Origin of the sequence: Hymenobacter sublimis (genome assembly GCF_023101345.1) — a bacterium.
In the GTDB taxonomy this organism is placed as follows: domain Bacteria; phylum Bacteroidota; class Bacteroidia; order Cytophagales; family Hymenobacteraceae; genus Hymenobacter; species Hymenobacter sublimis.
This window is the reverse complement of record NZ_CP095848.1, coordinates 3,829,394-3,854,424: the sequence shown is the minus strand read 5'-3', so window position 1 is coordinate 3,854,424 and position 25,031 is coordinate 3,829,394. Positions and strand designations below refer to the sequence as shown.

Below are 25,031 nucleotides of genomic sequence, written 5' to 3'. Positions count from 1 at the left end.
GCCCGGCAAAAAGCTACGCGGCGAGCGGCTCAATATCGAATCCGGCCTGCGACACCGACTTCATAACCAGTTCCGGAATGGGGTTTGCACCTTCCACCGTCAGGATTTTATCGGGGTTATTGGTATCAACACTCCACTTTTCTACGCTGGCTTCCGCATCGAGGAAGGGCGTGACGGCGCGCAGGCAGTTAGCACAATTAATGCTGGTTTTGAACCGAAGAGTAGTCATATGGCAGGGATGGTTAGAACAATGAAACAGCTACGCAAATAGCTAGCGGCGAGGCCGGAAGTGCTAGTATAACAAAGCACTTCCAAAAGTAGTGGCGGCAGCGGGGGCAGCAGGTATAGACTTTCGCGGCGGCCGTATATAGTTTTGATGTCTCGGGCCGGTTCGAAAACCGGGCGTAGTCAACGAGGGTAACAGCACATGGCAATGGATAAGAACGAGTTTTGGCAAATCATTGATTCGACCAGGGAAGCTGCGCTGGGTGACCAGGAGCGCCACCAGCAGGCCCTGATAAGCCGCTTGGAAAGCTACTCGCCCGAACAGATAGTAGAGTTTGAATGCCTGCTGCGCCAATACGTGTTGGAGGCCGATACCTTCCTCATCATGGCCGCCCAGAAAATCATCGACGGCTACGTTTCCGAGGATCCGTATCTGTACTTCCGGTGCTGGCTGGTTGGCCAGGGCGAAACCGTATTCACAGAAGCCCTACGCAACCCCGATTCCCTGGCCCCTCTACTTCACGACCCATATCAGGAGTTTGAGGCCCTGCTCTACGTAGCCGGCCTGGCCTACGCCCGTCGCACCGGCAAGCAGGAGGAAGACGACACCTTTCCCCGGGCCGTAGCCCTCACCCGCGGCCTGGATTACGCCGACTCCGTAACCACCGGCGAAGACTGGACGGAAAACCAGCTACCCAAAATGCTACCCCGCCTCTGGAAGAAGTTCGGCGCTTTGTAATAAGTAGTTGGTTGCTGCGAGGGCAGAGAATGGCTCCTTCAAGTCGGGACTATAAGCTTCTGTTCTGAGCTCAGAAGAGCTGTTCGCTCACGTGAGTAAGCCACAAGCCACTACGCGGGCCGTTGGGGCCGTTTCTCCAGAATCAAGTTGGTGCGGAAGGTGTTCAGGGTTTCCTCCAGGCCGACGGGGTAGGTGTGCGGGTTCAGGAAGCGGCGGATGCTGGGGTCAAGGGCTAGCACCTCCCGGTGGGCGCGGGCGCGGCTTTCTTGCAACGTGGGCAATTGGTGCACCAGCTGGCCGCGGCGGAAAATAGGCTCCAGCAGCTCCCGGTAGGTAGCATCGGGGCGCACGGGGCGGCGGCGGGTAGCGTCGAGCGGATCGACGATGGTGAGCTGGTCGGGCAGGGGCTCGGCTACATTGTAGAGCATATCGGCGCGGGGCTGGCCTTTTTCGCTTTCGTAGCGGCGCACCTGCAAAATGCCCGGAATGCTGGTTTTCGCTAGTTGCTCAGAAAGCTTGATGGTAAAGTCCCAGCCCGAATCATCTGGCTTGCGCAGGGCAGCCATTTTATACACTCCTCCTAGGGCCGGCTGGTCGTAGGCCGTTACTAGCTGCGTGCCAATGCCCCAGGTATCAATTTTGGCCCCTTGCTGCTTGAGGCTGGTGATAAGATTTTCTTCCAGGTCATTGCTGGCCACAATGCGCACATTCTCGAACCCTGCTTCATTGAGCAAAGCCCGAGCCTCGCGGCTGAGGTAGGCTAAGTCCCCGGAGTCGAGGCGGATGCCGCCCAGTTCGTGGCCCTTGGCGCGCAGCTCCCGGGCTACGCTGATGGCGTGGCGCACGCCTTCCAGCGTGTCGTAGGTGTCCACCAGAAAAACGGAATCATCGGGGAAGGCCTGGGCGTAGGCGGCAAAAGCTTCTTGCTCCTGCTCAAACGCCATTACCCAACTGTGGGCATGGGTACCCTTTACCGGAATGCCGAAGCGCTGTCCGGCCAGCACGTTAGAAGTTGCATCGACTCCGCCGAGGTAGGCGGCGCGGCTGGCACTCAGGCCGCCATCAAAGCCCTGGGCCCGGCGCAACCCAAACTCCAGCACCGTGTCGGAGCCGGCCGCCTCTCGAATGCGCGAAGCCTTGGTGGCAATCAGCGTTTGGAAGTTGACGAGTGTCAGGAGGGCCGTTTCCACCAGTTGAGCCTGTAATAGCGGACCCTGCACCCGAATCAGGGGCTCATTGGCAAATACTACGGTGCCTTCCGCAACAGCATCCACGTCGCAGCTGAACTTTAGCTCGCGGAGATAGGCCAGAAATTCTGGCGGAAACATGACCCCGCCCTTGGCGCTTTTCAGGCTGCCGAGGTAGTGCAGATCGTCTTCGGAAAACTGCAGGTTCTGCAGAAAATCGACCACGTAGGCTAGGCCCGCGCCCACGGCGTAGCCACCCGCAAAGGGCGGCCGGCGAAAGTACAAGTGAAATACAGCCTCGCGGTCCTGCATGCCCTGCTGCCAGTAGCCGTAGGCCATGGTAACCTGGTAAAGGTCGGTGAGCAGGCTTAGGGAGGGAGCGTAGAGGCCGGAAAGCGGAGCAGAATTCATGCGGGCAACGGTTGAGATGCCGCAGCTTACGCAGAATATTTCATTCCATCGATGGCCCAGCCGCTTCTACCTGTATCCTGTTCCTACAGTACTGCCCGGCTACCATTAGCGGTTCATTCGAAAGCTTCTGACTATCGGGAAGTTACCAGCCACCGTGTCCGCGTGAAGGCCCAAGAACTAGTGCACGAGTACATGCTGGCTCCGGCAGTACCGCTCAGCATCGAGCAAGGAGGGAACTACGGGCGGGCAGCTGGAGGTAGGCAGGCGGGCCAGCAACTGGTGGGCTGAGTCGCCGAGGTGGCACAGCACCAACGGAATCTGCCGCTCGCGCAGGCGCTGGTAGTAGCGCACCAGCAGCCGCAGCGTAGAAAAGGAAAGGTTACGCAGGTGGCTACAATCAATCCAGATGCTGGGCTTACCGCTCCGAATGGCCCGGCGCAGGGCGTACGAGAGTTGGGCCCGCGCCGTGGGCTGGCTATCATCGGTGAGGATGAGCAGGTAGCTCTCAGGAAGAATTTCACGGTAGACTTCCATAGTAAGAAAGGGGTAGCACAGGTGAAACCAAACACGTCACAGCGTCTTCCGCACAACTTCTAAGCCCTGGGCTCTAGGTAAGGAAACGTACTACAATATACGGGTACTATATTCGATAAAGTAGGTGTAAAACACTGATTTATAGATAAGTGATTCTACTGAATACGGCGGCGCGGAGTACCCGTGCGGCGGGAAGCCCGGACCAGGCACGTGCGGGCCGAGCCCGTTGCTGCCTCGGCAGCAATACTAGCTAGCCTCCAAGGCAATAGGGCCAACGCAAGGTGGTAGGATCAGCCCGAAAGGGTGGGGGAGGCCAGAAGGTGAAAGAACCCGGTCAGTGATGAGAAGAGGCCCGCTTTCCGCCCGAATGTGGCAGCTCCCATGCAGCCTTCACAGTAGTTATTCCGTACTATTGGCGAGCTGTGGCCACGTGGCCTTTCTACTGCTGAGTTTGAATCGACCCCTCTATGATTCGTGTATTGCTTGCTGATGACCATACCATTCTGCGGGACGGTATCCGGGCCATTCTCTCGCGTGAGCCTGATATTCAGGTGGTAGGCGAAGCCAGCAATGGCCAGGCACTATTAAATCTGCTGACAACTACCCCAGCCGATGTAGTGCTGATGGACGTCAACATGCCCGTCATGGATGGCTTCGTTACCATGGACTCCCTCCGTACTCACTTTCCGGAAACGCAGGTGCTCGTGCTGTCTATGCTCGACCACGAGAGTTACGTGCATCGGATGTTGCAGGCCGGGGCGCGGGGTTACGCGCTAAAAAATGCGGAAAGCGCTGAAATCACCCACGGCATCCGTACGGTAGCGGCGGGCCGGCCGTTTTTATGCTCCGAAATCGGCCTCAGCCTGCTCAACCGCACGATGCAGCGGGCGGCACCCGAACGAGCTACCCCGGTAAGCGAGGCCGCCGAGCCGCACCCCTCCTTTACCATGGCGCTGCACCGCAACGGCCCCGTAGAACTATCGGTGCGGGAAATGGAGGTGCTCAAGCTGATTGCCGAAGGGCTGACCAACGCGGAAATAGCGGATCAGCTCTTTGCCAGCAAGCGCACCATCGAAACGCACCGCCAGAACATCATCGAAAAAACCCAGGCCAAAAACACGGCTGCCCTTATCCGCTACGCCATGATGCACGGCCTGATAGAGTGAGTGGTGAACTAGTAAGGTGGTGAACTGGTGAGTTTGACGTTCCGCTGGCGCCACTTGCGCAGGTAGAACGTCAAACTTACTATTTCACACCTCACTAGTTCACCACTCCAACGTAGCCGCGACGGGAATCGAACCCATATCAAGCGTTTAGGAAACGCCTATTCTATCCGTTGAACTACGCAGCCAGGGGCACCCCTTCTTACAAAGCTACGCGGAAAGCGGCGGCCTCGCAAAACTACTTGGCGGGCGCCGCGTCCCTGCGCGGGCCCGTTGCGTATCTTCGCCTCCCCTCACCCTTACTTCCCCTCCTGGCTTCATGGGTTTATTGGACGACTTGCGCGCTGACCGCCGGGCCGCCGGCGAGTTGCCGCGCTCCGGAGCCGACAAGCAGCAGCCCGCCTTGCTGCTGATTCCGGATATCAGCGGCTTTACGCGCTTTATTGAGGAGTCAGGAAGTGTACAGGCTCCGTTTCTGGTGGCCGATCTGTTGGAAATCCTCATCGAAGCCAACACCCTAAACCTACAGGTAAACGAAATTCAGGGCGATGCGGTACTGTTTTATCGGCTGGGGCCGCCGCCGCCGGTAGCTGAGCTGGTACGGCAGTGCCGCCGCATCTACCTCGATTTTCAGAACTACCTGCGTATTGTAGCCCGCGACACAGGCTCGGAGCTGGCAGCGGCCCTGCACGAGCTAGCCCTCACGTTGAAAATTGTAGTGCACTACGGCCGCGTGAGCGTAGCTCGGATTCGGGAGTATACCAAGCTCATGGGCCGCGACGTAATTGTGGTGCACCGCTTGCTCAAGAATAACATTACGGGCTCCGAATACATTCTGCTCTCGGAGGGCTACCTAGCTACCCAGGACCTGGCCGCGCTGAGGCAGGCGTTTTCCTGGACGCGGCTGCTGCCCGGCGCTACCTACTACGAGTACCTCGGCGAAACGCCCTACCACTACGCCAGTCTCTCGCCCCTGCGGCTGCTGCTCAACAGCCCGGAAATAGACGATGACGTGCCGTTGGGCCGGGGCTGCGCCCTGAAAGTGCGCCGGGCCTTGCGCGTGCCTGCTCCCTACGCCGTGCGGCTCATTACCAATTTCCGGTTGCGGCCGCGCTGGATGGAGGGCGCCACTGCCGTGCACTACGATGTCACCAAGGCTGGCCGCCTCGGCACCAGCTATAAAGTGGATGTATTCGGGGGGCAAATTGACTTTCAGGCCGTGCAGCAGTTCGAGGATGAAGATGGCCGCCTGGAGTACGTGGAGAAGATTTCCCACTTCCGCCTCTTTCCCAACTCCCTGCTATTCTACGGCATTGAGGCCGTAACGCTCGACGCCTGTTTAGTAACGATAGAGCTACGCTACGGCCACATTGCCAGCCCCAGCCGCCTCGTCCGCTTCGGACAGCTCCGCCGCCTACACCGTTTCCTGGGCCGCTCCCTGCATAACCTAGCAGAATTAGTAGAGAAGCGGTGAAGCAGTCAGGTGGCGAATGAGTGATTGAGTGAAGTAGGGAATTGTCATGGCGAGGGTATCGACGCCATCCGTCCTGGCCAGCGTGCTACCCTTCTAGATGTAACAAGCCCTTACCGCCGCGCTGGCAGTAAGGGCTTGTCTCGTTTCTAGGCTATTCACAGGGAGGAGGAAGCTAGCGTCGCACTGCTCGCTATAACACTTCACTCAATCACTCATGCACCACCTCAGCGTTTAGACTTTGTAGAGCAGGGCGATACCGAATGATAGTGCCGTCAGGATCAGACCTACCATGAAGATGGTGTAGCTCAGGCGCAGCAGGCGGTACTTTTTGGTTAGCACGTCGCCGAGGTAGTAAATGTCCGTCACCATGTTGGTATAGAGCGCCTCCTTCTGGCCCATGATTTCCGTCATGCCGTGCTGAAAGTCGTCGAGGCTGAGTTTGCTGAAGTTACCAAAGAACAGCAGGTTTACCCGGCGGTTAGTAGCAATCTGGGGGCTGCGCTTAAGCCACTTGAAGCTCGTTACGTCGGGTTGGGCGCAGAGAATGGCGGTAATAACCGAGGCCAGCGCCGTGGCCAGCAGAATGCCCATCGGCACCGCAATAATGGGGTTCCGGATTAGGCCCACGTTGCTGAGGGCAGCAGTTTTGCTACCTAGCTTGGCGCCGAAGTACGTAATAATCAGCGACATGAGTACCGCGTTCAGCGAAATCATCATGTTCGCCTTCTTATCAGCCATGTCCGAAAGCTTCATGTGGTTGCTGTACATGGTCCGGAACATGGTTTCGATGCCGCGCTTGGGCTCAGCAAACGTGCCGCCTTCTTCCTCCTTTTTCTTCTTGTTCTTCTTTTCGGTTTTCTTGAGCTGCTTGCGCTGCTCCTTGATATTTTCCTTGAACTGCTCCTCGTACCGCTCTTTAGCAGCTTTCGTGTAGTACTTGCCGGCCAGCAGGAAAGCCAACTGGTTGTCGGCCCACTCCGTGTTAGAGTAGGTTTTGCCGCCGGTGGCTTCCCACTCGGCCCGCAGTAGCTCGCCCTCGGCAAAGAAACTCTCGCGGCCCATGTTGCTCATATCGGCATCCACCAGCAGCTGTTCCAGCTCGGTTTCGCGCTTGGCGTCGCGGTGGGTGGCCCGAATCAGGTTCTGTACCACGGCAATGCGCTCCTCAGGGTAGCCCTGCTGGCGCAGCCACTCGCCGGCCATTTCCGCGCTCCGGAACTCGTGGCCGTCGTACACTTCCGTGTAGCCCACATCATGAAACCAAGCCGCCAGCAGCAGCGCCTCCTGATCGGTCTCGCTGAGCCCCGCTGCTTCGCCCAGGGCCCGCGCCTCCTTTACCACAGTGGCCGTGTGCTTGGGGGAATGATACACGAGCTGGGCCGGGAGCTTTTTCTCCAGCAACGCCAGCACGTAGGCCTTGGCATTTTTTACAATTTCGGCCTTAGCCGGTTTCTGAACTAGAATGGTTTCCATCAGGGGCAGACAACAAACAACAGCGAGGAGCTGTTCGGCTTACAACGCGATTCGCGGCGCGGGGTTTTCGGGCCACGCGCCCCAACCGTAACGAAGGGAATTGCGTACGGCAGCGCACCGTACCTATGCGTAACAACTACCTTAGTCGTTACTGGTAAGTTTACCGTATTTCCTGAACATCCGTTCTCTTTCCTTGGTGCCCTCACCCGGCCCTTTGCTTTCTCGCTACCTCTCTTCTAGTATGAGCAGAAATTTTCTGTCCTGTTGCCTGCTGCTGGCCCTGGCCGGTGCCGCTGCCCCGGTGGCAATGGCCCAGCAGCAACCCACGCAGACGCCCCACCCCGAGCGGCCCAATTACCGCCGGGGGGGGCTGAACTGGGAAGCTAAAACGCCACCCGACAGCTCCCGCATTCGCTACACCGTGTTCCTGATTGGCGACGTGGGCAAGCCGATTCCGGAGGCCGAGGGCGGCGAGCCGTCTTTGAACTACATGCGCAAGCAGATTCTGGCTGCCGGCGCCAAAAGCACCACGGTCTACCTCGGGGATAATATCTACGAGTACGGCATGCCGGAAGCCAAGGCCTCCGACCGTCCGGAATCAGAGCGCCGCATCATCGACCAGATGAAAATTCTGCGCGACTACCAGGGCGAGAAATACATGATTCCGGGCAACCACGACTGGAAGCAGGGCTTGCGCGGGGCTGTAGACCAAGTAAACCGGGAACAGTTTTTCGTGGAAAGCTACCTGCAGAGCGACTCGGCAGCCTTCCCCTACACCGGCGACTTCTTCCTCCCCCGCGACGCCTGTCCCGGGCCGGTGGAGGTGCGCTTGCAAGACGATGTGGTGCTGATTGCCATCAACTCCCAGTGGTTCCTGCAGACCTCCGGTGAGCGGCCCTACGGAGCCAACAGCGGCTGCGGAGTAGCCAATGAAACGGATTTCTTTACCCAGCTGGAAGACATCATTCAGCGCAACGCGGGCAAGAACATTGTGGTGGTAGCTCATCACCCGCTATTTTCCGACGGTATTCACGGTGGCTACTTCACCCTGGGGGACCATTTCTTCCCCTTGTCCATCGTGTTCAAGTACGCCTTCGTGCCTTTGCCCATTATCGGCTCCATTTACCCGTTTGCCCGCAAGTACGGCGGGGTAAGTCAGGATATTCCGCACCCCTTGTACCAAGCGTATAAGAAGGGGCTGATGGAGATTTTCCAGAAGTACCCCAACGTGGTGTACGCTGCCGGTCACGAGCACAACCTGCAGTTCCAGAAGGAAGGCAACCTCAACCACATCGTCAGCGGCTCGGGCTGCAAAACCCAGCACGTGAAGCCCGGTAGCGGCGGCGACGCCCTGTTCTCCGACAAAGAGAAGGGGTTTGCCCGGGTTAACTACTACGACAACGGGGAGGTCTGGACGGAATTCTACGTACCAAATGGTACGGGTGAGACCGGCCGCCTTGTGTTCCGCACGCCCATGTACGCCCAGCAGGCCATGGCCTCCACCGACTCGGTGGCGCGGCCTACCGGCGCCCCGCGGCCCAACTTTGCTGATAGCACCGTAACGGTAGCCGTCAACCCCAACTACGTGAATCGTAGCGGAGTGCATAAGCTGTTCTTCGGCAAGCATTACCGCCAGGAGTGGGCTACGCCGGTGCAGTTTCCGGTGCTGGACCTAGCTACCGAAAAGGGCGGCTTGACGCCCTACAAAATCGGGGGCGGCAAGCAAACGGCTTCCCTGAAAGTACGCAACGAGCAAGGGCGCAATTTCACGATTCGCAGCCTGAACAAGGACCCCTCGGCGGTGCTGCCAGAAGCCCTGCGCGAAGGTGCCGCCGCCGACATTCTGCAGGACCAGATTTCGGCCCAGCATCCCTATGCCTCCATTGCCATTCCGCCCCTGGCTAAGGCCGCCGGCATTCTGTACACCAACCCCGAGCTGCGCTACATCCCTCAGGACCCCCTGCTGGGCCAGTATTTGGAGCGGTTCGGCAACACGCCGGGCGCCATTGAGGAAGATGCCAAGGACGACCAGAGCAACGTGGAAAGCCTGGGCAACGCCAAAAACCTGGTGGGCACCGACAAGGTGTTTGAGCGTATCACCGATGATAACGATAACCGCGTCAACGAAAAAGCCTTTGCCCGCTCCCGCCTCTTCGACATGTGGATTGGCGACTGGGACCGGCACGAAGACCAGTGGCGCTGGGCTGAGAAAAAGGACAAAGACGGGGACCGGAAGTTCACGGCCGTGCCCGAAGACCGGGACGTGGCCTTCTTCAAGGGCGACGGTATTTTTCCCTACCTGGCCTCGCGCAAGTGGGCCATTCGCAACTTCCAGAACTTTGGGTCCGACTACGGCGACTGGAAAGGCCTGAACCTAACGGCTTTGAGCAACGACCGGGTGTATCTGGCTTCGGTAACGAAAGAAGAGTGGGTGAAGCAGGCTGAGGACATGAAGGCCGAACTCACCGACGACGTTATCGAAAAAGCATTCCGGGAACGGTGGCCCAAGCAGATCTACGAGCTGCACGCCCCCGAAATCATTGCCAAACTCAAGAGCCGCCGCGACCTGCTACCCCAAGTAGCGGCCGACTACTACGAGGTGCTCAGCAAGGTGACGGAGGTGAAAGGCTCCAAGAAGCGCGAGCGGTTTGTGGTGGAGCGCCTACCGAATGATAAGACGCGCGTGACGGTGCAGAAAATCAACAAGGAAGGTGAGCTAAGCAAAAGCCTTTTCGACCGCACCTTCGACAACAAGGTAACCAAGGAGCTGCGTCTCTACGGCTTCCAGGGCGAGGACCAGTACGAGGTGAAAGGCGACGTGAAAGGCGGCCCGCTAGTGCGCATCATCGGGGGCACCGACCGGGACTCCATCGTAGACCGCTCCAACGTGGCAGGCCTGGGTCATAAGCTGCACGTGTACGATGCCGACACCGGCAACGTGATTGTAGCCGGCAAGGACGCCCGCCTGCGCCTGGAGCCCGGCATTGATGTGAGCCGCTACGATGTGCACACCCGCACCGACCGCAAGGACTACACCCTGAACTACTTCGGCCCGACCCTGTACTTCGGGTACAACATTGACGACCGGCTGTTTTTCGGGGGTGGCCTGGTGTACCGTACCTATGGTTTCCGCAAGTCGCCTTACGCTACGGAGCAGAGCCTGGCCGCCAACTATTCGCCCTCGCAGAGTGCTTACAATGTGCGCTACCTCGGTCACTTCGTGGATGTGCTGGGCAAAACAGATTTGCGCCTAACAGCCCAGCTCTACGGTCCTCAGTTGCTCTACAACTTCTTTGGCCTCGGCAACGACACCCGCAATATTCTGGCCGACGACCGGGATACCCGCGCCCGCGACATCAACGACACGTACCGCATCCGCTTCTCGAGGCTGTACGTGGCGCCCATGCTAGAAAAGGACCTGTTTAGCTTCCTCAAGTTCGGTTTCGGTCCCCAGTACGACCAGTTCCGGGTAGACCGCAGCCAGATTGGGCAGGAAATTGCAGCTGGTCTCGATGCCGCCGGTAACGGGCAGGAGGGCACCGCTGCCGCCGGTATTCGCGCTTCTGATTTTGGCTTGAACCGTTACCTTGGGGGTAGGGCATACTTGAACCTGGACGCCGCTTCTTCACCCAAAAATCCGCGCATTGGTCTGCGCTGGTACAACTCGGCAGAGTATAATCACCAGCTGAATGGCGAAAAGCTGACCTACGGCCGCCTGGCTACCGAATTCCGGGCCTACCTCTCGCCTAATTTCCCCTTCCAGCTAACCTGGGCCGGTCGCATTGGGGCCAGCCGCAACCTCGGCGACTACCGCTTCTACCAGGCCAACACCCTGGGCGGTACCACCAACTTGCGCGGCTACCGCCGTACTCGCTACGCCGGCCGTTCGTCGGTGTACGGCAACGCCGAGGTGCGCGTGCAGTTGTTCACGTTCAACGCGTACTTGGTGCCCGGTAAGTTTGGCATCCTGGGCCTGGCCGATGCCGCCCGCGTGTACAGCTCCCGCGACACCGATACCGGCCTGAGTGCTTTCCACACCGGCGTAGGCGGGGGCATCTGGGTTGATGTACTCAAGCAAGCCGTTATCAACGCTACCTACTCCGTAGGCGAGGAAAATCTTGTCTTCGTCGGCTTCGATTTCCTCTTCTAAGCGAAATGATGAGATAGTGAAATGGGGCATTTCACGCGCTTTCATGCCGAGGAAGCACGACGGTACCATCCGCTCTAATCACCATACTACCTCCCTAAAACCTAGCAAGCCCTTACCTCCAGCACGGATGGTAAGGGCTTGCTAGCTTACTAGACTTTGAGCGTAAGAGAAGGACGATGATGGCGTTGTGCTTCCTCGGCATGAAAGCCTGTGAAACGCCCCATTTCATTATCTCACTATTTCACCGTTCCGCCGCCTCATCTTTTTTTGCGAAAAGACGTTAAGGCTAGCCTAACGCCTTTTTGTCGTTTGTTTCTCTGCAAGCCACCCGTATGATTTCATTTTCTGCCCCGACGTTTCGGTTACTGGGGCCGCTGGCGGCCTCGGCGGCATTGTTGTGCGCCGGAGTTGCCCACGCTCAGATTACCCCCACTACGCCTCCCGTTTTCCCACCCCCGGCTCCTCCCGTCGGCGACACGGTGGCGGCGGTGAACACGCAGGAATTTGCTACCCCTTCTGTGGTGGGCATGGGCCCCAGCAAAGGCCTGATTTTCCACTACGAGCGGGTGCCGCGCTTCAACGTCACGTCGGATGGCAAGGTAGTGGGCTTGCAGGATTACAGCTCGGAAGCCACCAAAAATGCCCGCCTTGTTATCAAAGGCTACATCCCCATGCTCAACCGCCCCCACCTGAAGCTAATTCTGGGGGTGAACTATGAGCGGGAGGAGTTCAAGTTTCGGCAGAAACCTACCGGCTACGAGCTCTACGACAACATTGAAAACAAGGGCCTCAAAAACCTAGGAACCCAGTTGGCCGTGATTCGGCCCGTGAATGAGGTCAACTGGTACATCTTCCGGGTGAAGGGCGAGTTGAGCGGCGACTACACTTCCTCGGAGCTGAGTGTGCGCGACTACCTGCGTGTATCGTCGGAGTTCCTGTACGGCTGGAAGCGCAGTCCGATGTTCTCCTGGGGGGTAGGCCTGCAGCTAGGTTATACCTTCGGGCGGCAGAGTATTTACCCGGCCGTGCTCTACAACCGTACCTTTAACAACCGCTGGGGCGTGGAGGCCCTGTTCCCGGCCCGTATAACGGCCCGTTACAACGCCTCGCCCCGTTCCCTGTTCTTTGCTGGCTACTCCGTGGATGGCCTCAACTACATAGTAAAGCTGCGCGAGCCCCTACGCCGCGAAGGAGCCATCGACCTGCGCACCCTGGAGCTGCGTGAAACGGAGGTTAAGTTCCGGGGCCGCTGGGAGCGGGAAATCTATGACTTCCTGTGGTTTGGGCTGGAGGGCGGCTACCGCTACAACTATGCTTTCGATGCCTTTGACCGCACGAACGACAACCGTGTCAAAATCATTGACAGCAAGTTAGCCGGCGCTCCTTACGCCTCCCTCGAACTGTTTATTGTGCCCCCGCGCAAGTTCCTGAAGAAAACCGTAGATAAGGCTCCTAAGCCGTAAGGAGGCAAAGGCTGCCATCTATCCGCTAAGTTTCTTTGCTGTTTTGCGCGGCTGCTCCTAGTCGTTAGAAATAGTACTATTCTTCTGGTATGCTACCTACAGTAAGGAATCTGAGTTGCCCATGTAACGGGCTAACTCAGATTCTTTTTGGGTACAGTACAATCTGTATCGATAAAGACTTCCTTTGCTACCCAGAATCGAGTTACGAAGACGTGCTTTCCGAGATGGGTTTTTTGGAAAGTATTTTGGATCGTAACGACCATATTATAAACTGGTTACCAGCTAAATGTAGTGGATGTTGAGGTACCATCCTAACCAATGTAGCAGCGTAGGCTGCGCAGTGCCAGCTTTGCGGTGAATCCGATTCTTTGCTCGCTCCCGTGAGGTGGCGGTGGTGCTCAAGTGGGCCTGCTGGCTGAGGCTGATTTGGATACATTCTCAACAGCTGAGCAACTTGTGCTTTACGGCATTGTACGCAGACCTGAGCCGTAGTAACCTAGAGGGTAGCTGGCTGCGTTAAGTGCATTCATATCTTTCTATTATCCCTCTTTCCTCACATGCAAATTTCTAAACATACTGACCTGCGCGACGGCAGTAGCTGCGAGCTGGATTTTGACGAAGCTAATAATTGGCTGCGCGCCATTTGGCTGGGCTATATTGATCCGAATGAGGCCTACAACGGGGCCGCCCGCTTTCTGAGCGCCCTGCAGGAACTCCGCTGCCCCTACCTACTCAACGACAACAGCCGCCTCTCCGGCCCCTGGTTCGACTCGGTGGAGTGGCTTAGCAGCGTATGGGGGCCGCAGGCCGTGCGCCTAGGCCTGCGCTACATTGCCCACGTTGTGCAGCCCCACGACCTGCTCGATCAGGCTGCCTCGCTAAGTTCCTCCCCTTTTGGCGAGCAAATCCGCCTGCAACTCTTCGACGATGTTGTGTCGGCGGAGGAGTGGCTGCGCGAAATGCAGGGCCGGCGTCGGGCCTGAGCAGGTGGAGCGTTGTGCAGCAGTCGGGTAGTTGGCGGTAGATAAGGCCAGCTACCTACCCCTAAAAATGCGAAAAGCCTCTGCCGCGCAGAGGCTTTTTTATACCGGATGAGCTGCGGTAGTACTTACCATAGCCGCGTGTCGCTGACGCCGGAAGGTAAGGGAGCGTGCTCGGCCAGACCTAGCACGCACCAGCCTTCCTCAACGCCAAAGGAGCCGCCTTGCAGTAGGTAGCTGATCCAGCGCTCCGTGGTGCGGCCGCTGTACTGCTCGCTCTCGGGCTCGTATTCGCGCAGGAGTAGGGCGTCGCCTACGCGGTAGTCTCGGTCGTTGAGGCGTACATCGAAGGGCTTGGCCCCGCTTACCACGGCGGCAAAGCAGGCGGGCCATACCTTCAACTCGTGATGGTTGGCAGTGGCGCCGCGAACAGGAGCCAAGGCGCCGGAAGAAGTATATTGCATGAGGTTGAAGTCAGAAGTGAAAAGGTTACAGCCGTGAAAATTATGCCGTATTGCCTGAATGTATGTGCTGTTGGTTTGAAAACAAGCAATACAGGCGTATCGTTTAGCGCTACGGAGCTTTTCCTCTAACTGTTGCCACTGCCTATAGCTAACGTATATACTACCGCCGGCCTTGGTGCAGCAAAAAGCGCCTCCATTACACAATGGAGGCGCTCATACGGATTAAACTACTTTGTGCTGGCAGTCAAAAGGTTACAAAACAATAACCTCAGCTGACATCAGTGCACGCTACTTCCGCTTCTTGGTGGGTTTGCAGAGGCTTTTGAGGTAGTCGTAAGTGTCGAACTGGGAACGGATGCGAGCCGAGGCAGCATCCTCGGGGCCAATAAAGCGGTTATGGAAGTCGCGGGCCTTTACGTTGTCTTGGCGCTGCAAGTCCAACATGTGGCGCACCTCAGCCCGTAAATCGTCCTGCAGGACGGGGAAGGCTACCTCCACGCGGCGGTCGAGGTTGCGAGCCATCCAGTCTGAGGAGGCGACGTACACTTTTTCCTGGCCCCCGTTGCCAAACACATAGATGCGGCCGTGCTCCAAAAATCGGTCGACCATACCGCGCTGCTGGATGTTTTCGCTCTGGCCGGCCAGCTCCGGAATCAGGCAGGAAATCCCCCGAATTAGCAGCTCAATACGCACCCCGGCCTGGCTGGCCTCATAGAGCTTCAAAATCATACGCTCATCCTGCAAAGCGTTTAGCTTCAGAATGATATAGGCGTCCTTGCCCTTCTGAGCTAGCTGAATTTCGTGGTCGATGAGAGCCACCAGCTTTTCGCGCAGCTCGAAGGGGGCCACCAGCAAGTTGTGAAACTGCCCGGTCTTGTCCTGGCGGTCGTGGAAGTAGCGGAACACCTCCACCACGTCGCGCGTGATTTCCGGGTTGGCCGTGAACAAGCCGTGGTCGGCGTAGATTTCGCTGGTTTTCTCGTTGAAGTTGCCCGTGCTCAGGTAGGCGTAGAGGCGGTTCTGGTCGTCCTCGGCCCGCGTGATGAGTAGCAGCTTGCTGTGCACCTTCAGCTCCGGAATGCCATAAATGACGTTGGCACCGGCCTTCTGCAGCTTCTCGGCCCAGAACATGTTACTTTCCTCATCAAAGCGGGCCTTCAGCTCTACTACCACCGTTACCTGCTTGCCGTTTTTGGCGGCTTTGAGCAGCGCTTTGGCTACTTCGCTCTTGCCGGCTACCCGGTACAGGGTAATGCTGAGGCTGCTCACTTGCGGGTCCTGGGCGGCCTCCGTAATCAGACGGGTTACGTAGTCGAAGGACTGGTAGGGTGGGTGCAGCAGGTGGTCGCGCTCGGCAATGGCAGGTAGCATTTTGCCCGTGCGCGGCAGCGTGGGGTGGGGCAGGGGCGGCATGGGCTCGTACTGCAGCTCGGCCAGGCCAAAGTCCGGGAACCCGAAAAAGTCGCGGAAATTATGGTAGCGGCTGCCTTCTACTAGCTCCTCTTTCCCAATGCCGGTTTTCTGCATCACGGCCCGCAGTACCTCTTTGGGCATGGCGGGGTCATAGAGCAGGCGGGCAGGGTAGCCGGTTTCGCGCTTCTGCAGGCTGCTTTTAATCTTGGCCAGCATGTTGCCCGATACTTCCTCCTGAATGTCCAATTCAGCGTCGCGAGAAAGCTTGACGGCGTGCACCTGCACTTTCTGGTACTTTGGGAACAGCTCCCGGGCGCAGCAGCGCACTACATCATCCAGGAACATCACGAACTTCTCCTCGCCCTGGTCGGGTAGGCGCACAAACCGGCCACCGTGGCGCTTGGTGGGCAGCTCCATCACAACTACGCGCTCTAGCTCCTGCTTTTTGCGGTTCTCGGGCTGGCTAAGCAGGAAGGTAAGGTACACGCTCTGGTCGCGCAGAAACAGGTGGTGCAGGTTCTCGTCCAGGATAATGGGCGAAAGCAAATCCTGCACGTGCTGGCGGAAATACTCGTCTACCCACTGGCGCTGCTCGGCCGTGAGGTCGTGCTCAGAAATCAAATGAATGTGCTGGGCCCGCAGCTCCGGCAGGATGCCGTTGCGGAAGGTGTCGCCGAATTCCTGCTGCTGGCGGCCTACCTCTTCCAGCAGGTCGCGTAGCTGTACCACGGGGTCCTCGCCTAGCTTGGCCCGGGTTTTCTTCTTGAGTTTTACTAAGCGCCGCAGCGTGGCTACGCGCACCTTAAAGTACTCGTCCAGGTTGCTGCTGAAAATGGCTAGGAACTTAATACGCTCCAGCAAAGGCACTTCAGGGTTCTGCGCTTCCTGCAGCACGCGGCGGTTAAAAGCCAGCCAGCTCAGTTCCCGATTCAGCAGTTGGGGCTGCGCCTGTGTGGTTTCGGACATGGTGTGGGGTCTTGGGGGCCTGGGGTCTAGGGGCTTAGTGGGTGTTCAACGACAACGAAAAGCGCTGGTTGAACGTCAGCTTAGCCCCCCAGACCCTAGTTATTTTTTGGATGATCGTAGAAGTAGTACTCGGCGTTGGTCTGGTCGATTTCAGTCCAGCGGGCGCAGTTGAACTTCAGGCACACGATGGCGGCCGTGGGCATATCGGGAATACTGCTGGGAGACAAAATGTTGGCAAACTCCGTGATGGTAGGGTTATGTCCCACTAGCAACACCGAGTCGGCGGAGTCGGGGCACTGGCGCACCACGTTCAGCAAGTCCGGCACCGTAGCTTCGTAGATGCTGTCCACTACCTGAATTTTCTCGGCGGGGTACTCCAGCTCGTGAGCCACCAGGGCGGCCGTGCTCAGGGTCCGGACGGACGGCGAGGTCAGCAGCAAATCCAGCTGAATGTTGCGCTTGGCCAGGGCCTGGCCCATAGCCGGCGCATCGTCGCGGCCCCGGTCATTGAGTGGGCGTTCCTTGTCGGTCAGGTCGTCAAAGCTCCAGCTCGATTTGGCGTGGCGCATCAGGTACAGCGTCTTCATAAGCAGGCAGGAATGTAGGCAGGCCTCTTTACTGTGGGGTTAGGAAAAGGTTTTGCTCTGGGCAGGCGGCCCACCCAAAATCGGGCCGGTAAATAATCGATAAAGAAAAAGACTCGCTCAGGAATGAGCGAGTCTTTTCATACGGAAGTCAGCTAGGCCATGCCGGTGGCCCGGGGTAGGCATCCGCTATTCTTTCACGAAACGATGGTGCGTCACCTGCTGACCATCGGCGATGCGCAGCATGTATACGCCCTTGGCCAGCTGCCCCACGTTGAGCAGGTTGCCATCGAAGGTTACCTGCTTCATTTCGGCGCCGCGCACATCCAGCACCTTTACCGTTACGGCGCTGGCGTTGATGGTAGCCGGAACTTCAATGTTGAGCACATCGGTAGCCGGGTTCGGGAAAATGCGGTAAGCTGCCTCAGCTATAGCGCCCGACTGACGCGCCGTGCCGCCGGAAATCGTGATGCTGTAGTCTTCGGTTTCGCCGTAGCTGTAGCTGCCGCAGCTGGTCGTAGCGGAAGCGTCGCTCATCACAATGCGGAGGCGGGTTTTGCCGGTTTTGGCCGTGGCCGGTACCGTAAACGTGCTGGTCAGGGTGCTGGCCGAGGCGGCGCTCCGGCTGGCTACCAGTTCGCCGGCATCGGTGAACACGCCGTTCTGGTTGTAGTCGATGTACACTTTCCAGTACTCGGTGTAGGCCGTGGAGGCGTAACCGGCCGAATAGCTGATGGTCTGGGCCGTGCCCGCCGTTACGGTTGTGCCCAGGGCCGTGCCGTCGTAGTAGCCAGCGTTGGCGCCGGAGGTGCGGCTAATCGAGCCCAGCTGCACCAGGTCAATCCACTCGTAGGCTACGCTGGTGCCTTTAGAAGCGCAATACGTGGGCGTGGTCGGGGTAGTGCCACCAGGAGCAGTGCCGCCGGTAGAAGTAACCAGACCCGCACGGGCGCCGCCAGCAGCAAACAGGGCGTTCATGCGCGAGGACTGCCCATTCGAGAACATGTACATGCAGGCGTCATCGGTGTAGTCCATGTAGTTCATGAACATGTCCCCGTTCGGACCATTCGAGCACGTCACTTTCGGGAAGGTAGGGCAGCTGTAGTTCTGGGTCTGCTGGGTTGGGGTGTCCGAAACTAGGTCATTGCCGCAGGAGGCGTCGCCCCAGATGTGGCGCAGGTTCAGCCAGTGGCCTACCTCGTGCGTACCAGTCCGACCCAGGTTGAACGGAGCCGAAGCCGACCCGCCGCGCCCGAAAGCCGACGTCAGAATTACCACGCCATCGGTAGCAACTGCACCACCCGGAAACTGCGCGTAGCCCAGCACCCCACCCGACAGGTTGCACACCCACAGGTTCAGGTACTTGGTAGCATCCCAGGCGTCCAGGCCGCCGAGGCTGGCTTTTTTCATGGCGTCATCGGTACCCCAGCTGGTTTTGGTGGTCGATTTGCGCTCAATGCCCGTGGTAGCAGTGCCCGCCGGCGTGCGCTTGGCCAGCACAAACTGGATGTTGGCATTGGCCGCCAGCCCGGCAAAAGCCGCTGGCGTTTTGCTAGCATCGGCGTTGGTTTTGCTGAAATCCTCGTTCAGCACCGCAAGCTGGGACTGAATTTGGGCGTCGGAAATGTTCTGAGCCGCGGTGTTGTAGAGCACGTGCACAACCACCGGAATAGTTACTACGGCTGTGGTGCGTTTGGCTACTGGGCTGTTGATGAACTGCTGGGTCTGGCCCTCAATGGAGGCCAGCCGCTGGGCCAGAGCCGGATCGGCGGACATCTGGGCGGCCAAGTTTTCCATGGTGGAACACTGGCGAACCTGCTGGGCCTCAGCCGTAAGAGAAGCGCCCAGCCCTAAGCAAGCCAGCGTCATTGCGTAAATGGTTTTTTTCATAGAAAGGGGTTTTGGTTGTGTTGGTGAGCAGAAAAGTGAGGACGGTAGATAGGTGTGAAGGTTGTGAAGAAAGGGGGCGAAGCGTCCAAATTATTGAAAATATTTAAATATATGAGCGTATAACTGATGTAAATTTCATATTTGGCCAAATTATAGGGGTTCTCTTTACGAGAAGACGACTCCAATAAATACAAACACCCGCCCGGTGCGTACCGGGCGGGTGTTGCGAGAGTAGCAGAATAGGAAACCCTACTCTTTACGGAAGCTCTGGTGCTGGGTCGATTTCCCATCGCTGAGCACGAGGTGGTACAGGCCGTTGGGCAGGCTGGATACGTCCACGTCACCGTTGGTCGTGCGAATCTGCTTCATTTCGAAGCCGCGCAGGTCGTACACCTTGGCGCTCCAGTTAGCCGCCGGCGTGTTCAGGCCTGTGCGGATCGACAGCTGATCGGTAGTTGGGTTCGGGTAAACCGTCAGCGACTCCGCCGTCGTGGTAGCCATCAGCGGGGCAGTGCCGCCAGTAGAGGTAGCCAGACCGGCGCGGGCACCGCCCGTAGCAAACAAGGCGTTCATGCGGGTAGACTGACCGTTGGTGAACATGTACATGCAGGCATCGTCGGTGTAGTCCATGTAGTTCATGAACATGTCCCCGTTCGGACCATTCGAGCAGGTCACTTTCGGGAAAGTGGGGCAGCCGTAGTTGCTGGTTTGCTGGGTTGGAGTATCTGCTACCAGGTCATTACCGCAGGAGGCGTCGCCCCAAATGTGGCGCAGGTTCAGCCAGTGACCTACCTCGTGGGTAGCCGTCCGGCCCTTGTCGTAGGGCTTGGCCGTGCCACCGGGCAGCGACGAATACAGCACTACTACCCCATCGGTAGCAACTGCACCACCCGGAAATTGCGCGTAGCCCAGCAGGCCCTGGCCCAGGTTACATACCCAAATGTTGAGGTACTTGGTAGCATCCCAGGCATCGTCGCCGCCGCGCTTGGAGTTTTTCACGGCATCGTTGGAGCTCCAGGACGTGGTTTTGGTGGCTTTGTGGATGATGCCAGTAGTAGCGCTGCCCGTGGGCGTCCGCTTGGCCAGCGTGAACTGAATGTTCGTGTTGGCCGCTGCCCCCGCGAAGGCCGCCGGAATCAGGCTGGCGTCGGCGTTGAGCTTGGCGAAGTCCTGGTTCAGCACATCAATCTGGGCCTGTACCTGCGCATCCGATACATTCTGAGCTGCCGTGTTGTAGAGCACGTGCACGACCACCGGAATGGTAATGGCCGCCGTGGTGCGCTTCAAGGCTGGGTTGCTCACGTACTGGCGGGTTTGCGACTCGATGCGCTCCATGCGCTGGGCCAGGGCCGGATCAGCTGCCAATTGGGCGTTCAGAACATCCATAGTAGCGCACTGGCGCGACTGGGGAGCCGAGGCCAAACGATCTGCAATGTTGCCGAGCTGGCCCTGCTGCGCGGAAGCAGCAGATGCCATGGATAGTAAGCCCAGAGTGAGAGAGTAGAAAGTTTTCTTCATGTACTTGTGAGTGGTTGTGGACAAGGAGGCTAAATATAGGCAATTATTACTTTATTGTTAATGAAAGGTTGTATTTGATATGAAATATTTAAAGTTTATGGAAGAACAGACGAAGTGTTAATAAAAAACGCCCGGCTGCAAAGCCGGGCGTTCAAAAGCTGAGTTCTAAGCCTATACTAAAATTCCGTTTCCTCCTGGATAGGATGCACGGAAGGGTAGCGCTCCTGATAAATAGCCGAAACGTGGCGTACGAGCAGGGCCCGTAGCTCGTCAATGTTTTCCCGCTCCTGAGCCGAAATGAAGATGACCGGATCGTGGAGCTTGGCCATGTACGTAGCCTTCAGCTGCTCCAGGGAAGGCCGCGCGGCCGGCGCATCTTCGTCCGTATTCATTTCCTCGAAGCCTTCGGTAGAGCTGGCCACGGGTTCATGATTATACCGGTCGATCTTGTTGAACACCAGCAACATCGGCTTATCGGCGGCCTCGATGTCTTTAAGCGTGGCGTTAACTACTTCAATTTGCTCCTCGAAGGTAGGGTGGGAAATATCTACCACATGCACCAGCAAGTCGGCCTCCCGAATTTCGTCGAGGGTGCTCTTAAAGCTCTCGATCAGGCGGGTAGGCAACTTGCGGATAAACCCGACGGTATCGGACAGCAGGAAGGGCATGGTTTCCAGGACCACCTTGCGCACCGTAGAGTCGACGGTCGCAAACAGCTTGTTTTCGGCAAACACGTCGGCGCGGCTCAGCAGATTCATAATGGTGCTCTTGCCCACGTTGGTGTAGCCGACCAAAGCCACCCGCACAATGCCCGTGCGCGACTTGCGCTGGGTGGTCGTTTGCTTGTCTAGCTCCTTGAGGCGGTCCTTGAGAAAGGCTATCCGGTCGCGCACTACGCGCCGGTCCGTCTCGATTTCTGTTTCACCCGGTCCGCGCTGGGCCACGCCGCCACCTCGCTGCTTGTCCAGGTGAGTCCAGAGGCCCGTCAGGCGCGGGAGCAGGTACTGATACTGAGCTAGTTCTACCTGGGTTTGGGCGGTAGCAGACTTGGCCCGTTGCGCGAAAATATCAATGATAAGTAGGGAGCGGTCCACGATTTTGACCAGCAGTTCGGCCTCCAGGTTGCGCAGCTGGGAGGGCGAAAGGTCATCATCGAAAATAACCATGCTGGCCTTGGTGTGCTCCACGTAGGCCTTAATTTCGGCTAGCTTGCCTTCGCCCACAAACGTGCGGATGTCGGGCTTGTCGAGGCGCTGCACGAAGCGTTTGGTGACCGTAGCGCCGGCCGTTTCGGCCAGGAACTCCAGCTCATCAAGGTATTCCTGGGTGCGGGCGTCGGCCTGGCGTTTGTCGGGCACGGCCACCAGCACGGCGGTTTCAGCCTCGGGCGAGGTTTCGTAGGTGCCGTTCTTTTCTGACTTGGCCAGCATGCGCCCTACGCGGCCTTTCACGTTGTCGGTGGCGCCGGGGTGGCGGGTGCTTTTGCCCGGTTTTCGGCCTTTGGAGGCGGGTTTATTGGCCATGAAAAAGGTAGTGCGGGGTAGGAAGGTAGGTGAAGGGGCGGGAAGTAGACGGGTGTCGGCTTACTAAACGTGAGAGTAGCCCAGGAAGATGCCCGGAGTGCGTTACGGCTTCTTAAGGGTAAGCGAATAGGCCACAACTTGCTCAATTTGCTGCTGGGTGAGCTTTCCGCCAAAGGCTGGCATTTTCTTGCTGATGCTGCCGTGGGTAACCTGATATATGCGGCCCTGCTGGGTTAGGTTACTCTTAGTCAGATCATAAGCGCCATTGAGGCCCAGCTTGCCATCCGGACCATGACAAACGGCGCACTGCTGCACGAACAGAGCTTTGCCCGCCACCAGCGCCTCATCTGCTGATGCCGGAGCGTCGGCGGCCGCGGCCAGTGTGGCTGCCTCAGCGGCTGAAAGACTGGCTGCGGCCCGGGCAGTATCCACGGGCGCCACGGCTTCCGGAGTAGCCGTGGCTTCGGCCCGGCCCGGGGCGTAGGCGGCCGCGCCGTTTGAAGCGCTAGAGGCTTGCGCTTGCTGCAGGGTCGGGGAGCCGGTTTCGGATACGCCGTACACGTACAGAAACCCCAGAAACGTAAGCACCACGCCGGGCTTGAACTGCCGCCGCATCGCCATAATAGCCAGGGGAAGTAGCACCAGCACTAGGCCTAGCTTCACCCACAGCCACCCCGGCGCCCCGCCCGGGTAAAGCGCCAGCGAAGCCCCGCCTGAGGCCAGAATCAACAACCCCAGCCCGGAGTCGGCTAGGCGGGTACGGGCCCGGACGGTGCGCAGCGTGTCCAGGCGGCCCAGCACGAGCAAGCCCGCTTTAAAAGCATAAAACAAGAGAAACGCCAGTACCACCAGCTGGTGCAGGCGTAGCAGGAAAGGAAATGCAGCCATAGAACCGCAAAGATACGCCCCGGCGGTGGGGAATGCCCCAGTCCGTAAGCTGAAGCCGGTCGGCGCTACCTTATTCGGCACGAGTATAACCCAGCCCGCCTGGGCTCGTACCTTTGCATTCTCTTCCTGGCCCCTTACCTCTCCCTGAATGCGCGTTGCCGTTGTTATTAATACCAGCTGGAATATCTGGAACTTCCGGCGCAGCCTGGTGAAGGCCCTGCAGGCGGCCGGCCACGAGGTACTGGCCATTGCGCCACCCGACGATTATTCGGCGAGGTTGGAAACCGAGCTAGGCTGCCGCTACGTCCCTATCCTGATGGAAAACAAGGGCACTAACCCCGTAAAGGACGCCCAGCTGACCCGCCGCTTCTACCGCATCTACCGCCGCGAGCGGCCCGACGTGGTGCTGCACTACACCATCAAGCCCAACATTTACGGCACGCTGGCCGCCAAGCTGGCCGGTATCCCTAGTGTTAATAATGTGTCGGGCTTGGGCACGGTATTCATTGTGAAAAACTTTGTGAGCCGGGTGGCTTTGGGCCTTTACCGCTTCGCCTTCAAGTTTCCCAAGCGGGTATTTTTCCAGAACAACGACGACCGGCAGCTCTTTCTGCAGCACGGGTTGGTAGAGGCCCGCATTACCGATGTGCTACCCGGCTCCGGCATTGACACCCAGCGGTTTCGGCCCGCTGCCACGTTTGAGCGACACGAGCCGTTTACCTTCCTCATGATTGCCCGGGTGCTCTATGAGAAGGGCGTGGAGGAGTACTTCGAGGCAGCCCAGCTAGTGCGCGCCGCCCACCCCACCGCCCGCATCCAGCTGCTGGGCGGTATCGATGAGTCGGGCGGGGTAGGCGTGAAGCGCGCCGTATTTGAGCAGTGGCTGCAGGCTGGCCACGTGGAGTACCTGGGTACCTCCGACGACGTGGCGGCCCACATTCGGCAGGCCGATTGCGTGGTGCTGCCGTCTTACCGCGAGGGTACGCCCAAAACCCTGCTCGAAGCCGCCGCCATGGGCAAACCCATCGTTACTACCGACGTGCCCGGCTGCCGCGAAACCGTGGTAGATGGCCAGAACGGCCTGCTCTGTGAGGTGCGCAACGCCACCGACTTAGCCGCTAAAATGCGCCAGGTGCTGGAGCTGCCTAACCAGGAGCTGGAACAGATGGGCAAGGCTGGCCGCCAGCTGGCTGAGCGCAAATTCGACGAGCAGATTGTGCTGGACAAGTACCTGACCATCGTGCGCGAAGTGACTAAAACCAATTCCAGCCGCCTCTAATTATAGCTAACTTGCGGCCACAGTCGCTTAACTAACGTGTAGTGTATGGAGTTTAAATACTTTGATATTCAGGGGGTAGTGGAAATATTGCCGCGGGTGTTTGGCGATGCCCGCGGGGCCTTTTTCGAGTCCTTTAGCGCTCAGAAAATGCAGGACGCCGGCATTCACGGCCAGTGGGTGCAGGACAATCAGTCGCGCTCCGACCGGGGCGTGGTGCGGGGCCTGCACTTCCAGAAGCCGCCTTTCACCCAGGCCAAGCTCGTGCGCGTGGCCCAGGGCCGCGCCCTTGATGTGGTAGTCGATATTCGGCGCAACTCACCCACGTACGGCCAGCACGTGATGGTAGAGCTGGACGCGGAGCGCTTCAATATGCTGTATGTGCCTGAAGGCTTTGCCCACGGCTTCACGGCCCTGGAAGACAATACCCTCTTCCTTTATAAGTGCACGAACTACTACGCCCCCCAGGCCGAAGGCGGCCTGCTCTGGAACGACCCCGCCCTGGGTATTAACTGGGGCGTCCAGAATGCTACCATATCAGCCAAGGACCAGGTTTTGCCTACCCTGGCTAACTTCGACAGCCCTTTTTAAGGTGAGTGAGTGAGTGAGTGAGTAAAGTAGCTAAACCGTCTGTCATCCTGAGCGGAGCGAAGGACCTTATCACATCAGTACGACAATCGTTGTTACGACTCGTTCATGTGTGATAAGGT

The 25,031-nt window shown here is 58.3% G+C and carries 19 protein-coding genes and 1 tRNA gene; 8 read left to right on the top strand and 12 right to left on the bottom strand.

All coding sequences use genetic code 11. The features are described 5' to 3' along the window. Positions 1 to 13: 13 nt before the first annotated feature. Positions 14 to 229, bottom strand: a complete 216-nt coding sequence (locus MWH26_RS16110) for a heavy-metal-associated domain-containing protein (protein ID WP_244697750.1) — start codon at positions 227 to 229, stop codon at positions 14 to 16. Positions 230 to 427: 198 nt separating this feature from the next. On the opposite strand from MWH26_RS16110, the gene MWH26_RS16105 reads away from it, so the two are divergent. After that, positions 428 to 964, top strand: a complete 537-nt coding sequence (locus MWH26_RS16105) for a DUF4240 domain-containing protein (RefSeq protein WP_247975073.1) — start codon at positions 428 to 430, stop codon at positions 962 to 964. A 110-nt stretch (positions 965 to 1,074) separates the two neighbouring features. Here MWH26_RS16105 and MWH26_RS16100 read toward each other — a convergent pair whose 3' ends face one another. After that, positions 1,075 to 2,562, bottom strand: coding sequence for a nicotinate phosphoribosyltransferase (locus MWH26_RS16100; RefSeq protein ID WP_247975072.1), 1,488 nt, complete (start codon positions 2,560 to 2,562; stop codon positions 1,075 to 1,077). A 177-nt stretch (positions 2,563 to 2,739) separates the two neighbouring features. Then, on the bottom strand, positions 2,740 to 3,096 hold the full coding sequence (locus MWH26_RS16095) for an STAS domain-containing protein (protein WP_244697741.1): 357 nt from the start codon (positions 3,094 to 3,096) through the stop codon (positions 2,740 to 2,742). A gap of 467 nt (positions 3,097 to 3,563) precedes the next feature. Here MWH26_RS16095 and MWH26_RS16090 point away from each other — a divergent pair, with 467 nt between their 5' ends. Then, complete coding sequence (locus MWH26_RS16090) at positions 3,564 to 4,262, top strand: response regulator (RefSeq protein ID WP_244697740.1); 699 nt, start codon at positions 3,564 to 3,566, stop codon at positions 4,260 to 4,262. Positions 4,263 to 4,375: 113 nt separating this feature from the next. On the opposite strand, the gene MWH26_RS16085 is transcribed toward MWH26_RS16090, so the two are convergent. Then, positions 4,376 to 4,447 (bottom strand) — tRNA-Arg (locus MWH26_RS16085). A 131-nt stretch (positions 4,448 to 4,578) separates the two neighbouring features. Here MWH26_RS16085 and MWH26_RS16080 point away from each other — a divergent pair. Beyond that, positions 4,579 to 5,733, top strand: a complete 1,155-nt coding sequence (locus tag MWH26_RS16080) for a DUF2652 domain-containing protein (RefSeq protein WP_247975071.1) — start codon at positions 4,579 to 4,581, stop codon at positions 5,731 to 5,733. A 231-nt stretch (positions 5,734 to 5,964) separates the two neighbouring features. Here the strand turns inward: MWH26_RS16080 and MWH26_RS16075 are convergent, their stop codons facing one another. Further along, positions 5,965 to 7,206 (bottom strand): Pycsar system effector family protein, encoded by a 1,242-nt coding sequence (locus MWH26_RS16075; protein ID WP_247975070.1) that lies wholly within the window; start codon positions 7,204 to 7,206, stop codon positions 5,965 to 5,967. Between the two features lie 241 nt (positions 7,207 to 7,447). Here MWH26_RS16075 and MWH26_RS16070 point away from each other — a divergent pair, with 241 nt between their 5' ends. From MWH26_RS16070 to MWH26_RS16060, 3 genes are all read left to right on the top strand, one after another. Further along, positions 7,448 to 11,356: a BamA/TamA family outer membrane protein gene (locus MWH26_RS16070; protein WP_247975069.1), complete on the top strand. Its 3,909-nt coding sequence runs from the start codon at positions 7,448 to 7,450 to the stop codon at positions 11,354 to 11,356. 332 nt (positions 11,357 to 11,688) lie between these two features. Further along, positions 11,689 to 12,819, top strand: coding sequence for a DUF6268 family outer membrane beta-barrel protein (locus MWH26_RS16065; protein ID WP_247975068.1), 1,131 nt, complete (start codon positions 11,689 to 11,691; stop codon positions 12,817 to 12,819). A gap of 557 nt (positions 12,820 to 13,376) precedes the next feature. Beyond that, positions 13,377 to 13,802 carry a hypothetical protein gene (locus MWH26_RS16060; RefSeq protein ID WP_247975067.1) on the top strand — a complete coding sequence of 142 codons (426 nt, stop codon included), beginning with the start codon at positions 13,377 to 13,379 and terminating at the stop codon, positions 13,800 to 13,802. A 125-nt stretch (positions 13,803 to 13,927) separates the two neighbouring features. Here MWH26_RS16060 and MWH26_RS16055 read toward each other — a convergent pair whose 3' ends face one another. The 7 genes from MWH26_RS16055 to MWH26_RS16025 form a co-directional block, all read right to left on the bottom strand. Continuing rightward, positions 13,928 to 14,263: an ASCH/PUA domain-containing protein gene (locus MWH26_RS16055; protein ID WP_247975066.1), complete on the bottom strand. Its 336-nt coding sequence runs from the start codon at positions 14,261 to 14,263 to the stop codon at positions 13,928 to 13,930. 288 nt (positions 14,264 to 14,551) lie between these two features. Then, positions 14,552 to 16,642 (bottom strand): polyphosphate kinase 1, encoded by a 2,091-nt coding sequence (gene ppk1, locus MWH26_RS16050; protein WP_247975065.1) that lies wholly within the window; start codon positions 16,640 to 16,642, stop codon positions 14,552 to 14,554. Between the two features lie 95 nt (positions 16,643 to 16,737). Then, positions 16,738 to 17,229, bottom strand: coding sequence for a SixA phosphatase family protein (locus MWH26_RS16045; protein ID WP_247975064.1), 492 nt, complete (start codon positions 17,227 to 17,229; stop codon positions 16,738 to 16,740). Between the two features lie 186 nt (positions 17,230 to 17,415). Beyond that, positions 17,416 to 19,116 (bottom strand): GEVED domain-containing protein, encoded by a 1,701-nt coding sequence (locus MWH26_RS16040; RefSeq protein ID WP_247975063.1) that lies wholly within the window; start codon positions 19,114 to 19,116, stop codon positions 17,416 to 17,418. 249 nt (positions 19,117 to 19,365) lie between these two features. After that, entirely contained in the window at positions 19,366 to 20,592 is a 1,227-nt protein-coding gene (locus MWH26_RS16035) for a M43 family zinc metalloprotease (RefSeq protein WP_247975062.1), read from the bottom strand. Between the two features lie 218 nt (positions 20,593 to 20,810). Further along, on the bottom strand, positions 20,811 to 22,064 hold the full coding sequence (hflX, locus tag MWH26_RS16030) for a GTPase HflX (protein WP_247977099.1): 1,254 nt from the start codon (positions 22,062 to 22,064) through the stop codon (positions 20,811 to 20,813). Between the two features lie 195 nt (positions 22,065 to 22,259). Further along, a complete protein-coding gene (locus MWH26_RS16025) occupies positions 22,260 to 23,045 on the bottom strand; it encodes a c-type cytochrome (RefSeq protein WP_247975061.1) in 786 nt (261 codons plus the stop codon). A gap of 148 nt (positions 23,046 to 23,193) precedes the next feature. Between MWH26_RS16025 and MWH26_RS16020 the strand changes: the two genes are divergently transcribed. Beyond that, positions 23,194 to 24,324 carry a glycosyltransferase family 4 protein gene (locus MWH26_RS16020; protein WP_247975060.1) on the top strand — a complete coding sequence of 377 codons (1,131 nt, stop codon included), beginning with the start codon at positions 23,194 to 23,196 and terminating at the stop codon, positions 24,322 to 24,324. A 45-nt stretch (positions 24,325 to 24,369) separates the two neighbouring features. Next, on the top strand, positions 24,370 to 24,912 hold the full coding sequence (rfbC, locus tag MWH26_RS16015) for a dTDP-4-dehydrorhamnose 3,5-epimerase (protein WP_247975059.1): 543 nt from the start codon (positions 24,370 to 24,372) through the stop codon (positions 24,910 to 24,912). The last annotated feature ends 119 nt before the right edge of the window (positions 24,913 to 25,031 follow it).

What these genes read in the sequence shown, in the direction of transcription:
- MWH26_RS16110 (WP_244697750.1), bottom strand. Translation starts at nt 229, where the DNA reads ATGACTACTCTTCGGTTCAAAACCAGCATTAATTGTGCTAACTGCCTG.
- MWH26_RS16105 (WP_247975073.1), top strand. Translation starts at nt 428, where the DNA reads ATGGCAATGGATAAGAACGAGTTTTGGCAAATCATTGATTCGACCAGG.
- MWH26_RS16100 (WP_247975072.1), bottom strand. Translation starts at nt 2,562, where the DNA reads ATGAATTCTGCTCCGCTTTCCGGCCTCTACGCTCCCTCCCTAAGCCTG.
- MWH26_RS16095 (WP_244697741.1), bottom strand. Translation starts at nt 3,096, where the DNA reads ATGGAAGTCTACCGTGAAATTCTTCCTGAGAGCTACCTGCTCATCCTC.
- MWH26_RS16090 (WP_244697740.1), top strand. Translation starts at nt 3,564, where the DNA reads ATGATTCGTGTATTGCTTGCTGATGACCATACCATTCTGCGGGACGGT.
- MWH26_RS16080 (WP_247975071.1), top strand. Translation starts at nt 4,579, where the DNA reads ATGGGTTTATTGGACGACTTGCGCGCTGACCGCCGGGCCGCCGGCGAG.
- MWH26_RS16075 (WP_247975070.1), bottom strand. Translation starts at nt 7,206, where the DNA reads ATGGAAACCATTCTAGTTCAGAAACCGGCTAAGGCCGAAATTGTAAAA.
- MWH26_RS16070 (WP_247975069.1), top strand. Translation starts at nt 7,448, where the DNA reads ATGAGCAGAAATTTTCTGTCCTGTTGCCTGCTGCTGGCCCTGGCCGGT.
- MWH26_RS16065 (WP_247975068.1), top strand. Translation starts at nt 11,689, where the DNA reads ATGATTTCATTTTCTGCCCCGACGTTTCGGTTACTGGGGCCGCTGGCG.
- MWH26_RS16060 (WP_247975067.1), top strand. Translation starts at nt 13,377, where the DNA reads ATGCAAATTTCTAAACATACTGACCTGCGCGACGGCAGTAGCTGCGAG.
- MWH26_RS16055 (WP_247975066.1), bottom strand. Translation starts at nt 14,263, where the DNA reads ATGCAATATACTTCTTCCGGCGCCTTGGCTCCTGTTCGCGGCGCCACT.
- ppk1 (WP_247975065.1), bottom strand. Translation starts at nt 16,642, where the DNA reads ATGTCCGAAACCACACAGGCGCAGCCCCAACTGCTGAATCGGGAACTG.
- MWH26_RS16045 (WP_247975064.1), bottom strand. Translation starts at nt 17,229, where the DNA reads ATGAAGACGCTGTACCTGATGCGCCACGCCAAATCGAGCTGGAGCTTT.
- MWH26_RS16040 (WP_247975063.1), bottom strand. Translation starts at nt 19,116, where the DNA reads ATGAAAAAAACCATTTACGCAATGACGCTGGCTTGCTTAGGGCTGGGC.
- MWH26_RS16035 (WP_247975062.1), bottom strand. Translation starts at nt 20,592, where the DNA reads ATGGCATCTGCTGCTTCCGCGCAGCAGGGCCAGCTCGGCAACATTGCA.
- hflX (WP_247977099.1), bottom strand. Translation starts at nt 22,064, where the DNA reads ATGCTGGCCAAGTCAGAAAAGAACGGCACCTACGAAACCTCGCCCGAG.
- MWH26_RS16025 (WP_247975061.1), bottom strand. Translation starts at nt 23,045, where the DNA reads ATGGCTGCATTTCCTTTCCTGCTACGCCTGCACCAGCTGGTGGTACTG.
- MWH26_RS16020 (WP_247975060.1), top strand. Translation starts at nt 23,194, where the DNA reads ATGCGCGTTGCCGTTGTTATTAATACCAGCTGGAATATCTGGAACTTC.
- rfbC (WP_247975059.1), top strand. Translation starts at nt 24,370, where the DNA reads ATGGAGTTTAAATACTTTGATATTCAGGGGGTAGTGGAAATATTGCCG.